The 11,702-nt window shown below is 68.1% G+C and carries 13 protein-coding genes; 7 read left to right on the top strand and 6 right to left on the bottom strand.

Annotated features, from left to right (window positions below):
* Window positions 1–89 precede the first annotated feature (89 nt).
* From rpsF to rplI, 4 genes are read left to right on the top strand one after another with little or no spacing between them, the layout of a single operon-like run.
* A complete protein-coding gene (gene rpsF, locus BLW44_RS01955) occupies window positions 90–458 on the top strand; it encodes a 30S ribosomal protein S6 (protein WP_029264265.1) in 369 nt (122 codons plus the stop codon).
* Between the two features lie 5 nt (window positions 459–463).
* On the top strand, window positions 464–973 hold the full coding sequence (locus tag BLW44_RS01960) for a single-stranded DNA-binding protein (protein ID WP_053098204.1): 510 nt from the start codon (window positions 464–466) through the stop codon (window positions 971–973).
* A 50-nt stretch (window positions 974–1,023) separates the two neighbouring features.
* The gene (rpsR, locus tag BLW44_RS01965; protein WP_042541518.1) at window positions 1,024–1,278 is read left to right on the top strand and encodes a 30S ribosomal protein S18; all 255 of its coding nucleotides are present in this window, start codon (window positions 1,024–1,026) and stop codon (window positions 1,276–1,278) included.
* Window positions 1,279–1,289: 11 nt separating this feature from the next.
* Window positions 1,290–1,742 carry a 50S ribosomal protein L9 gene (rplI, locus tag BLW44_RS01970; protein ID WP_060926178.1) on the top strand — a complete coding sequence of 151 codons (453 nt, stop codon included), beginning with the start codon at window positions 1,290–1,292 and terminating at the stop codon, window positions 1,740–1,742.
* Between the two features lie 228 nt (window positions 1,743–1,970).
* Here the strand turns inward: rplI and BLW44_RS01975 are convergent, their stop codons facing one another.
* Both BLW44_RS01975 and BLW44_RS01980 read right to left on the bottom strand, forming a co-directional pair.
* A complete protein-coding gene (locus BLW44_RS01975; protein WP_074731988.1) occupies window positions 1,971–3,647 on the bottom strand; it encodes a chaplin family protein in 1,677 nt (558 codons plus the stop codon).
* 109 nt (window positions 3,648–3,756) lie between these two features.
* Window positions 3,757–4,782 (bottom strand): hypothetical protein, encoded by a 1,026-nt coding sequence (locus tag BLW44_RS01980; protein WP_245647490.1) that lies wholly within the window; start codon window positions 4,780–4,782, stop codon window positions 3,757–3,759.
* A 554-nt stretch (window positions 4,783–5,336) separates the two neighbouring features.
* On the opposite strand from BLW44_RS01980, the gene dnaB reads away from it, so the two are divergent.
* On the top strand, window positions 5,337–6,710 hold the full coding sequence (gene dnaB, locus BLW44_RS01985) for a replicative DNA helicase (protein ID WP_060928705.1): 1,374 nt from the start codon (window positions 5,337–5,339) through the stop codon (window positions 6,708–6,710).
* Between the two features lie 272 nt (window positions 6,711–6,982).
* Window positions 6,983–7,864, top strand: coding sequence for a Fic family protein (locus tag BLW44_RS01990; protein WP_139305218.1), 882 nt, complete (start codon window positions 6,983–6,985; stop codon window positions 7,862–7,864).
* 249 nt (window positions 7,865–8,113) lie between these two features.
* Here BLW44_RS01990 and BLW44_RS01995 read toward each other — a convergent pair whose 3' ends face one another.
* Together BLW44_RS01995 and BLW44_RS02000 are read right to left on the bottom strand one after the other, a co-directional pair.
* Window positions 8,114–8,932, bottom strand: a complete 819-nt coding sequence (locus BLW44_RS01995; protein ID WP_060928703.1) for a DNA/RNA non-specific endonuclease — start codon at window positions 8,930–8,932, stop codon at window positions 8,114–8,116.
* 50 nt (window positions 8,933–8,982) lie between these two features.
* Window positions 8,983–9,879: an SDR family oxidoreductase gene (locus BLW44_RS02000; RefSeq protein ID WP_060928702.1), complete on the bottom strand. Its 897-nt coding sequence runs from the start codon at window positions 9,877–9,879 to the stop codon at window positions 8,983–8,985.
* Window positions 9,880–10,036: 157 nt separating this feature from the next.
* Here BLW44_RS02000 and BLW44_RS02005 point away from each other — a divergent pair, with 157 nt between their 5' ends.
* Entirely contained in the window at window positions 10,037–10,594 is a 558-nt protein-coding gene (locus BLW44_RS02005) for a dihydrofolate reductase family protein (protein ID WP_060928701.1), read from the top strand.
* A gap of 27 nt (window positions 10,595–10,621) precedes the next feature.
* On the opposite strand, the gene BLW44_RS02010 is transcribed toward BLW44_RS02005, so the two are convergent.
* Window positions 10,622–10,849: an RNA-binding S4 domain-containing protein gene (locus BLW44_RS02010; protein ID WP_060928700.1), complete on the bottom strand. Its 228-nt coding sequence runs from the start codon at window positions 10,847–10,849 to the stop codon at window positions 10,622–10,624.
* Window positions 10,850–10,879: 30 nt separating this feature from the next.
* The gene (locus BLW44_RS02015) at window positions 10,880–11,695 is read right to left on the bottom strand and encodes a hypothetical protein (RefSeq protein WP_074731532.1); all 816 of its coding nucleotides are present in this window, start codon (window positions 11,693–11,695) and stop codon (window positions 10,880–10,882) included.
* Window positions 11,696–11,702: the final 7 nt, after the last annotated feature.

Consider the following 11,702-nt stretch of genomic DNA (forward strand, 5'->3'; position numbering starts at 1 on the left):
CACTCGGGCGGCTCGGCGGATGACGTGCACACACCCTCCTGCTCCCGGGAAAGTCCCGGAAGCCGTTCTAGTCCGAAGGAGGTGGGTAAGTGACGCACCAGTACGAACTCATGGTCATTCTGACCCCCGAGATCGACGAGCGCCAGGTCGCCCCTACGCTCGACAAGTTCCTGAAGGTCATCACCAACGATGGTGGCTCGATTGACAAGGTCGACATCTGGGGCAAGCGCCGTCTGGCTTACGAGATCCAGAAGAAGAACGAGGGCATCTACGCCGTCGTCAACTTCACCGCTACCAGCGAGGCCACGCAGGAGCTCGACCGTCAGCTGAAGCTGAACGAGCAGATCATGCGTACGAAGGTCCTCCGCTCTGAGGAAGCTCAGGCGATGGTCGCTTCGGAGGCCAAGCGCTCTGAAGAGAAGGCTGCCCGCAAGGCCGCCAAGGCTGCGAAGGCCTGAGTCCGATGGCCGGCGAAACAGTCATCACCGTGGTGGGAAACCTCACGGCCGACCCCGAGCTGCGCTACACGCAGAACGGACTGCCGGTGGCGAACTTCACCATCGCTTCGACGCCTCGGAACTTCGATCGCGCCGCCAACGAGTGGAAGGACGGCGAAGCGCTGTTCCTCCGTGCGTCGGTCTGGCGTGAGTTCGCCGAGCACGTGGCGGGTTCGCTGACCAAGGGTATGCGCGTCATGGCGCAGGGCCGTCTGCGTCAGCGCTCCTACCAGGACCGCGAGGGCAACCAGCGCACCGCGATCGAGCTGGAGGTCGACGAGATCGGCCCCTCGCTCCGGTACGCGACCGCGCAGGTCACCCGTGCGGCGTCGACCGGTGGCGGCGGCGGTGGCGGACAGTCCCGTCCCGCACAGCAGCAGCAGGTGTCGGAAGAGCCGTGGTCCACGCCCGGCTCGTCGACGAGCGCAGATGCCTGGAGCACTCCGGGCAGCTTCGGCGACGACACCCCCTTCTGAAACAGGATCTCCGGATGCTTCGGCATCCGACTCATAACTAAGGAAAAACAATGGCTGGAAAGTCGAGCGGCGACCGCCGCAAGCCGCGGAAGGGTGGCAAGCCCACCGCTCCCGCGAAGTCGATCCGGGTCGGAGTCATCGATTACAAGGATGTCTCCACCCTCCGTAAGTTCGTCTCGGAGCGCGGCAAGATCCGCGCCCGTCGTATCACCGGTGTCTCGGTGCAGGAGCAGCGTCTGATCGCTACCGCGATCAAGAACGCACGCGAGATGGCGCTCCTGCCCTACGCTGGCGCCGGCCGGTAAGGGGTATCGAGATGGCAAAGCTGATTCTCACGAACGAGGTCGCCGGGCTCGGTAGCGCCGGTGACGTGGTCGAGGTCAAGAACGGGTACGCCCGCAACTACCTCATCCCCCAGGGCTTCGCTACGGCGTGGACCCGCGGTGGCGAAAAGCAGGTCGCTTCGATCCAGGCTGCTCGTCAGGCTCGCGCGATCCACGATCGCGACGAGGCCGTGGCCCTGAAGAACTCCCTCGAGAACACCAAGGTGCGCCTGGCCGTCAAGGCCGGCAACGAGGGTCGTCTCTTCGGTTCGGTCAAGACCGATCACATCGCGGATGCTGTCGCAGCCGCAGGTCTCGGTTCGATCGACAAGCGCAAGGTGCACATCACGTCGGCGATCAAGTCGACCGGTGAGCACGAGGCCACGGTTCGTCTGCACGACGACGTGACCGCAGTCATCACGCTGCAGGTCGTCGCCGCCAAGTAAGGCGCGACGCTCTCGAACGCCCCCTGTCCTCCGGGACAGGGGGCGTTCTGCGTGCCCTGGGGACAGGAGGGCACGACGGATGCCCCGCGCTGGGGACGCGAGGCATCCGTGAACTGTGCGGCACCGCAGATGACGACGGAGGACTGGGGATTCTCCGACCGTCCGGGATCCGCACACCGACGGTGCCGCATCTCCTCCCCCGAGGATGACGACACCGCCGGGGTATGGCTACGCCGTCAGGTGACGACGACGCAGCATCCCTGCTCCGAGGAGCAGGAGAAGGACTGCGACCACGGCGAGTCCGAGCGAGGACGAGCCGCCGGTGGCGGCCAGTCCCTGCGCGGATCCGGCCGCCATCACGGAGACGCCACCGGTGACGGTCACTGTCGTGCCGCCGTCGGTCCCGGGCTGCGTGGCGGGATCAGTTCCCGGGTCCGTTCCGGGATCGGTGCCGGGGTCGGTTCCCGGGTCCGTTCCCGGGTCGGTGCCCGGGTCGGTTCCCGGGCCGGTGCCGGGGTCGGTCACGGTGCTCTCGCCACCCACGGCGATCGCGTTGCCGCCGATCGTGATCGGAAGCGTGATCGGGGCGGTGACCTGCGTGCCGCCGAGGATGCCGTCGTCACCGGTGGTGGTGCTGCCGGTGCCGGTTCCGCCGGTGGCGGGGGTGGTGCCGGTTCCGCCGGTGACGGCGCTGTCTCCGAGGACGGAGATGGCGTTGCCGGTGGCGGTCACGGGTGCGGTGACGGGGGCGGTGACCTGGGTGCCGCCGAGGATGCCGTCGTCACCAGTGGTGGTGCTGCCGGTGCCGGTTCCGCCGGTGGCGGGGGTGGTGCCGGTTCCGCCGGTGACGGCGCTGTCTCCGAGGACGGAGATGGCGTTGCCGGTGGCGGTCACGGGTGCGGTGACGGGGGCGGTGACCTGGGTGCCGCCGAGGATGCCGTCGTCACCAGTGGTGGTGCTGCCGGTGCCGGTTCCGCCGGTGGCGGGGGTGGTGCCGGTTCCGCCGGTGACGGCGCTGTCTCCGAGGACGGAGATGGCGTTGCCGGTGGCGGTCACGGGTGCGGTGACGGGGGCGGTGACCTGGGTGCCGCCGAGGATGCCGTCGTCACCGGTCGTGGTGTTGCCGGTTCCGGTTCCGCCGGTGGCGGGGGCGGTTCCCGGTGCCGATCCGCTCGTCGACGAGCTCTCGCCGAGGAGCGAGATCGCGTTGCCCGAGACGGTCACAGGAGCCGTGACAGGCGCGACGGCCTGGGTGCCGCCGCCGATGCTGTCAGAACCCGACGTCGTCGGGGCCGTCGAACCGGTCGCGGAGCCGCTCGAGGATGCCGGTGCTGCGGCATCCTCTGTCTGGGCGTCGCTCTCACCGAGGACGGCGAGAGAGTTGCCCGACACGGTGATCGGGACGTCGACCTGCAGCAGGGCCTGGGTGCCCGACAGCAGTCCGTCGACGCCGTTCGTCGTGATCGAGGGGGCGGGCGCGGTCGGTGCCGGGGCCTGGGGAGCCTCGGCCGGCGTTGCCGGTGCGGTCTCGCTCGACGACTCGCCGAGGACGCTGATCGCGTTGCCGTCAACCGTGACCGGCAGGGTCACATCCACGACGGCCTGGGTGCCGGAGGCGGTGCCGGAGTCGCCGCTCGTGCTGGGAGCAGGAGCAGGAGCGGGAGCGGGAGCGGGAGCGGGAGCCGGAGCAGGGGCGGGTGCCGGCTGCGCCGTGGACGTTCCGAGCACCGAGATCGCGTTGTCGACGATCGTGACGGGGACCGAGATCGGGGCTACGGCCTGGGTGCCCGAGAGCAGCCCGTCCTCTCCCGATGTGTCGGCCGCGTTGGCGGCGGTTGCGCCGAGCAGGGTGATCCCGCCGGCGAGCAGCGTGCCCCATAGGGCCCGCTTGATGAAAGTACGCATGATGACCTTCTCCTGACTGGAATTGGGTGTGTCCGGATGGGTGCGCGCGAAGAGAATGTGCGCGCGCAGCACGTCATCTGTCGTTCACAGGGAACGACCGGACTACCCGTCAGTCAGGAGAGACGTCGGTGTCGGCGACCAGCGACGTCGGGAGGACGTCGTCGGGTGCGCCAGGAGTGCGTTCCACAGCACGGAACGCAGGAATGCCCACGTCGCTGAGGCGCGCGTGGGAGAGAGCGGATGCCCCGCCGGATGCGGCGGAAGAGGAGGGGACGGCGGGTGCGCCGACCGGAGGAGCAGCGGGAGTGCCCTCGCCGTCGGTTGCGGGCGCGCTCGTAGCCGGCGCAGCGAGGAGTGCTGCCGGAGCGGAGTCGGATGCGGCGTCAGCGGGGTCGGAGATCGCCGGTCGAGCGGACGCACTCGTCACCATGTCATTCCGAGCGGACCAGGCGGACGACGGACGCGCAGAATCGGGCGTCGGGAGCGGAGATGCGCTGCCGGGCGTGGCAGGATCGAGCGCGCCGAGCACCGGCGGCACGGTCTCATCCACGATGCCGCCGACGATGTCGGTGGAGGCGTCGACGACTCCAGTCAGATCATCGAGAAGTGTGGTGACGCCCAGTTCGTCGATCACGTGGCCGACGACGGGCAGTGCGGAGACCGCATCCCGCACCGGCGCCACGACCTGCGACGCCGGAGAATCCTGCAGAAGGTCTGTGACAGGCTCGACGACGGCCTGGGCGGTGTCCGTCACCGCGGTGACGACCGGAGCCGCCACCGGCCCCACGACGGGAGCCTTCGTGACGGTCTCGGAGACGTGCTCGACGACCGGCGGGGCGGCCTGCTGCACGGGAGCGACCACCTGGGTCACGACGGGAGCCACCACCTGTGTGACGACCGGCTTCACGACCTGCGTCACCACCGGCTTCGTCACGGCCGTGACGGTGTCGCCGACGGATGACACGGTCTGGCTGACGACGGAGGTCACACCGCCGAGCAGCGGAGCGTCGGTCTCCTCATCGGCATGGGCGGAAGATCCTCCGGTCAGAACCGTGATCGTCGCCCACGCAAGCGCGCCCAAGCCACCCCAGAGGGCGACGGCAGGTAGGCCGCGCCGGGTTGCCTGAGCGTTCACGTCGACTTCCCTCCCCCGAGAGACGATCGTTCGTTCCGACGCACATCGCGTCGATTGGGGGTGACGATACTCCCGGTATATCGCGTTGTCTAGGGGGATCTGCTCGAAAACGATGACATCTCGCGCACTGTTTCCCGGGGTTGCGGACTGCGACGCGCCCGCCGAAATCTCGGCTTGACTTTCCCCAGGTTCTACACATCCCGCACCGGATTCCATGAACCTTCAACGGGGGGTTGAAGCACATTCTCATCCACAGGGTGGGGAAACGGTAAACCCCAGTTCGGCGGCAAAAAGAAAAGTTCGACGCGAGGTAGTCCACCGGGTTATCCACACCCGTTCTGCACAGACACTCCGGACTTGTTCGCACGCTCTCCACAGTGTTATCCACAGGCTGTGTTGCGACCGAAAACCCGCGCTCGTAGCGTGGGCGAGCGACCCGATGTCGGAAGTGCCTGATTTGCTGTGCAGACGGCCCTTCACGAACGGACATCACAGTGCGCGGCCGGCCCCACCGGCTCCGCAGGCCGGGAGAACGTCGCAGCGAAGGGAGCAGTGTGTCGATCGCCGACATCTCAGAGGAGCGCCTCGGAGGCAAGCGTCCGCCGGAGCGGACGCCTCCGCACGACACCCTCGCCGAGCAGAGCGCGCTGGGCGGAATGCTGCTCTCCAAGGATGCCGTCGCAGATGTGATCGAGACGCTGAAGGGCGCCGACTTCTACATCCCCAAGCACGAGCTGATCTTCGAGGCGATCCTGTCGCTCTACTCGCACGGTGAGCCGACCGATGTCGTCGCCGTCACCGACGAGCTCATCAAGACCGGAGAACTGAGTCGCGCCGGCGGTGCGGACTACCTGCACACCCTCACCTCCATCGTGCCGACCGCCGCGAACGCGGGCTACTACGCGGGCATCGTGTCGGAGCGGGCGATCCTGCGTCGTCTCGTCGACGCGGGCACCCGCATCGTGCAGCTCGGCTACGACGGACAGGGCGATGCGACAGACATCGTCAACAACGCCCAGGCCGAGATCTACTCCGTCACCGGCACCGAGACGGCCGAGGACTATGTTCCTCTGACCACCGCCGTCGACGCCGCGATCGAGGAGATCGAGGCGGCGAACGGACGCGACGGCTCGATGACCGGCATCCCGACCGGCTTCAAGGAACTCGACGAGCTCACCAACGGCCTCCACGGCGGGCAGATGATCGTCGTCGCCGCGCGACCCGCCATGGGTAAGTCCACGCTCGCGCTCGACTTCGCCCGCGCGGCATCCATCGGCCACGACTTCCCGTCGATCTTCTTCTCGCTCGAGATGGGCAAGAGCGAGATCGCGATGCGTCTGCTCAGCGCCGAGGGAGCGATCCCGCTGCAGAACATGCGCAAGGGAACCCTCGACCCGCGCGACTGGACGACCGTCGCGTCGACCCGCGGGCGCATCAACGACGCGCCGCTGTACATCGACGACAGCCCGAACATGACCCTGGTCGAGATCCGCGCGAAGTGCCGTCGGCTCAAGCAGCGGGCGGGGCTGCGCATGGTCATCATCGACTACCTCCAGCTCATGACCTCGGGCAAGCGCGTCGAATCGCGTCAGCAGGAGGTCTCGGAGTTCTCGCGAAGCCTCAAGCTGATCGCGAAGGAGCTGCAGGTCCCGGTCATCGCGCTGTCGCAACTGAACCGTGGTCCCGAGCAGCGTCAGGACAAGAAGCCGGCCATCAGCGACCTGCGTGAGTCGGGATCGATCGAGCAGGACGCCGACATGGTGATCCTGCTGCACCGCGACTCGGTCTACGACAAGGACGTCCGCCCCGGCGAGGCCGACCTGATCGTGGCCAAGCACCGTAACGGTCCGACCGCGACGATCACCGTCGCCTTCCAGGGCCACTACTCGCGCTTCAAGGACATGGCACCGGGCGGCGACTTCAACTGAGTCGTCCGGTCCGCGCCGACGTCGGCGAGAGCGATCGAACTCGCGATGGATCACATGGAATCGGTGGTGCCTAGGTACGCCGGCGAACGGACGCCCTCACACGTGCATCACCCTCCCGTTCGACGTCTACCCCGTCGAGGTCCTCGGACCCTGCGACGGGGCAGCGTTTCGGCGCCGCCACCCCGACAAGATGCCATTATGCGTGAATGAGCGCGGAATCTTGGCCTCGTTCACGGTAACCTGAGACATCAGGGGGACCTGTGATCAACAACGTGACGATCGAACGTATCGAAGTGCTCTGCGCGCGCTATCGGGAGCTGGTTGCGCGGCATCCCGGAGCGCTCGTGCAGATCGCACGGAGTGAGACAGCGGAGTCCGTTCATCAATCGAACGCGATCGAGAACTCCACCCTCACGCTCGAGGACACCGAGAAGATCCTCGCCGGCGGGTTGCCCTCCGCGGCGCACGACCTTCGGGAGGTCTTCGAGGCGAGCAATCTCGCCCGCGTCACAGAGGACCTCCTGAACCCCACTGCCGAGGACGCAGGCGGCATGCTGACCGTCGATCGCATCCTGCACTGGCACGCTTCTCTCCTGAGCGGCATTCGCGATGACGTCGCGGGACGGTTCCGGCAGGGAGACGAGTGGGTGCGGGTCGGCAGCCATCTCGGTGCGAATCCCCTGTTCGTGAGAGAGCTCATGGACCGGGCCCTCGAGCGGTACGTGACCGGCCCGCCGGTGAATGCCATCGAGAGGATCGCCTGGTTCCACTGCGAGTTCGAGGTGATCCATCCGTTCGTCGACGGCAACGGGCGTATCGGTCGTGTCCTGATGAACCACCAACTACTCGGACAGGGGCTGCCACCCGTCATCGTCCGTGCGCGGAACAGGCGGGCCGAGTACTACCCGGCGCTCGACGCGTACTCTCGGGCGAATCGCCACGACGAGATGACGAGGTTGCTCGCGCTGCTGGTGCTGGAAGCGCTGCACAAGCGGATCTCCCTCCTCACCAGTCCAGAGGTCATCCGGCTCTCGGAGTGGGCCCGGAGTGTCGGGATGCGCGGCAATGTCGCGGCGAACCGCGCCAAACGACAGACGCTCCCCGCGTTCAGGGTGAGGGACAGCTGGATGCTCGCTGCGGACCATCGCGGCTGACATCGACCGAGCCACGGCCGCGAACGCGGATCCTTTCGGCGGTCGCTCGGGCCCTCAGGTCAGGGAGGACGGGACGCCCCCACCACGGGGGAGGCGGCAGAAAGGGCGCCCCATCCGATGCCGTCATATGGGCGGCACCCCAGCTGTCGCGTTACAGCGCGACAGAGCTGTGACGCAAGCGTGACACCGGCGGACGCACCGCGCAAGTCCTTTGTTCATCGGCATACCGCACGGGGGCCCGCACCCGGCTCACTGCAGCGTGATGTCTTCCATGCTCCGGAGCGCGATCCATTCGACCGGTCGCGTGGTGCGTCGGGCGAGCACGTCGGCGGCGGCCAGCATCCCGACGTCGATGCCGGTCACCCGAGCGATCTCGGCGATCGGCACCTGGAAGGTGCGGAAGGCTCCGAGGGGCGGAGCGGCGAGCAGCCCCTCGCTCGTCTCGACCAACTCGGACTGATCCAGCACGAACCCGGCGGCGGCCAGACCCGCCTGGCCCTCCCATGCGGCGATCTTCCAGAAGCGGAGCGGGATGCGGATGCCGCGGTACGGCGGATCGTCATCGCCGAGCACCGGCGCGGTGAACACCGACACCCGCTGCCCGGTGGCCTCGGCGTACTCCAGCACGTGGTCCTCGAGACCGAGCCAGAGTTCCTTCGACTGATTGAAGCCGGCCGCCTGCGGGGCGGCGTTCGGGTAGAAGAACGTCGCCTCAGTCGCGGCCCTAGCCTCCTCGACGTCGCCCCAACCGGGGTCCCGACGCCGCACCAGGTGTCCGCGGTCGAGGTCGTTGCGGGTGTAGACCTCGGGACCGGCCTGCTCGTCGGCGCCGATCCTCGGATCCAGCTGCCACTCGCCGGTGCGCGGAAGCTCGCGCAACGTTGCACCGTCGATGTTGACGCCGGTCACGGCCGCGAGGGCACGGATCGGATCGAGCAGCACCGAGAAGCGCGGATACGCCAGCTCGCGCACTGCACGGGGCGGACGGGGGAGCGGCAGTCGCGTCGGCAGGAAGTCAGGATCGTAGCCGCTCGGGGTGAGCTGCTCGTTCTCCCTCGTACCCTCCACGCGACCGCCGTGCCCCTCGGTCCGTCTCGGTCGAGGTCGCCAGGCGAAGCTCACGGCGTCGGCATGCCGCCGTTGACGTTGAGGGTCTCCCCGGCGACATAGCTCGACTCGGGCGAGGCCAGGAAGACGTACGCCGGCGCGAGCTCCGCAGGCTGACCCATGCGGCCGAGAGGGGTGTCCTCGCCGAACTGGTCGATCTTCTCCTGCGGCTGGCCGTCGCTCGGCTGCAGCGGCGTCCAGATCGGACCGGGCGCGACGGCATTCACGCGGATGCCCTTCGGGGCGAGCTGCTGAGCCAGTCCCTTGGTGAACGCGTTGATGGTGGCCTTGGTCGAGGCGTAGTCGACGAGGATGTCCGACGGCGAATATGCCTGGATCGACGTCGTGTTGATGATCGTGGAACCGGCGGGCAGGTGCGGTAGCGCGGCCTTGGTGATCCAGAACATCGCGTAGACGTTGGTCTTGAACGTGTCGTCGAACTGCTCGTCGGTGATGTCGGTGAGCGACTCCTGGTAGATCTGCTTGCCGCCGTTGTTGACGAGGATGTCCAGGCCGCCGAGCGCGCCGACCGCCTCGGAGACGAGCGTGCGGCAGTACTCCGGGTCGCGCAGGTCGCCGGGGATCTGTGCGACCTTGGCGCCGGCATCGCGCAGGATGCCGGCGATGCGCGCGGCATCCTCTTCCTCTTCCGGGAGGTACGAGAGGGCGACGTCCGCACCCTCGCGAGCGAAGGCGATCGCCGTGGCCGCGCCGATACCGGAGTCGCCGCCCGTGATCAGGGCCTTGCGGCCGGTCAGCCGACCGGTGCCGCGGTAGCTCTCCTCGCCGAGGTCGGCCTTCGGGGTGAGGTCGGCGTCGAGCCCCGGCTCCGGCATGTGCTGCTTCTCGGGCTCGATGTCGGCATAGAGCTCGGCCGGGTTGGTGAACGTGTACTGGTCGCGAGACATGGGGGATGTCCTCTCCTCGAACTCGAATGGGGTGACGGGTCTCATGCTCCGTGCGAACCCCGGAAAGGGACAAACGCCTTGCGCGGTCGGGGATGCGCCGCTATACGCGTGGGCATCGGGGGTGTCGACCGGCGGATGCGCGGACTAGCGTCGCCGCATGGGCCGACTCATCTACAGCATGATCACGTCACTCGACGGATACGTCAGCGGACCGGACGGAGGATTCGACTGGGCGCTCGATGAGGAGCTGCACGACTTCATCAACCGGCAGTTCGCCGACGTCCGCACCTATCTGTACGGCCGTCGCATGTACGAGACGATGGTCTATTGGGAGACGGCTCACCTCGAACCCGACCAGCCGCAGGTCGGGATCGACTACGCCCGCGTGTGGCAGGCGGCCGACAAGGTGGTCTTCTCGCGGACGCTGCCCGAGGTGATGAGCGCCCGCACGCGACTCGAGCGGACCTTCGACCCGGAGACCGTCCGGAGGTGGAAGGCCGAGTCCGAGGGGGATCTGACCGTCGACGGTCCGACGTTGGCCGCCGAGGCGATCCGCGCGGGCCTCGTGGACGAGTTCGGGCTGTTCATCGGGCCGGGGATCGTCGGGGGCGGAAAGCCGTTCTTCCCCGACGGGGTGCAGGTCGACCTGGAGCTGGTGGAGGACCGGCGGTTCACCGGTGGCGTGATGTTCCTGCGCTACGCGACCCGGTCGTGACGCGCGGCCTGGCGCTGTCCCGCGCCGTCAGGGACGGACGCGGACGGTGCGGCCTTCGAAGGTGACGAGATCGCCGTCGTGCAGCTGGCGCCCACGACGGCGATCGATCTCGCCGTTGACCTTCACGAACCCGTCGATCACGACCTCCTTGGCGTCGCCGCCCGAGTCGAGCAGTCCCGAGAACTTCAGGAACTGCCCGAGGCGGATCATCTCGCCGCCGATGGAGACATCGTCGATCGGACCGGAATTCGTCATACCTGAATGCTAATCGCAGACGTCTGCGTGTCAGTCGTCGATGTCGGTGCCGACGACGGCGTAGTCGGCGCTGAAGTCGATGTCGATCGAGCGGCGGTCGCTCGTCAGCACGGAGGCGTCGTACGGGCTCACGTCGTCGTTGTCGGCATCGAGGTCGGTGATCATGCCGTCGGCCTCGGCCAGCGCCGCGTCCACGAGTGCGCGGATGGCGGCCTCGTCGAGCGTGTGAGTCGGGGCGGAGTCATCGTCATCCTGCTCGGAGGAGATCACCGTGGCGGCGAGGTCGTCATCCACCCGCACCTCGGTCTCGCTACCGTTCGACGTGGTCAGCTGGACCTCCCAGGTGCCGTCACGCTTCGCGTCGATCGAGGTCACGTCGCCCTCAGCGGCACCACGTGCGGCATCCGCGATCGCGACGAGCTCGTCGGCGGAGTCCGAGCCGATGCCGGTGACGGCGCCGCCACCCTCGGGCGCGCCCTGCTGGTCGTCGTCGCGGTCCTTGTCGTCGTCGCCCGGCTGTCCACCGTTGTCGCCGCCACGGGGTCCGTCGGAGGCCGAGGGGCGATCGTCGTCATCGCCGATGTCGTCGCCGATCGCCGCGCCCAGGGCGACGCCGCCGCCGGCGAGCACCACGGCCGCGGCGATGCCGCCGCCGATGAGCAGGGCGCGCTTGCGTCCACGCTTCGCGGGAGCCGCCGGAGCCGGTGCTGCAGCGGGTGCCTGCTCGGCGGCCATGGGCTCGACCGGCACAGTGGGGGCGTCGGCGGGAGAACCGGGAACCGGCGGAGCGGGAGGCGTCGGGAAGTTCTCGGGCGTCTGGTCGGGGGTCTGGTTCTTGTCGTTCATGTCTCGA

Source organism: Microbacterium hydrocarbonoxydans, assembly GCF_900105205.1.
Classification (GTDB): domain Bacteria; phylum Actinomycetota; class Actinomycetes; order Actinomycetales; family Microbacteriaceae; genus Microbacterium; species Microbacterium hydrocarbonoxydans.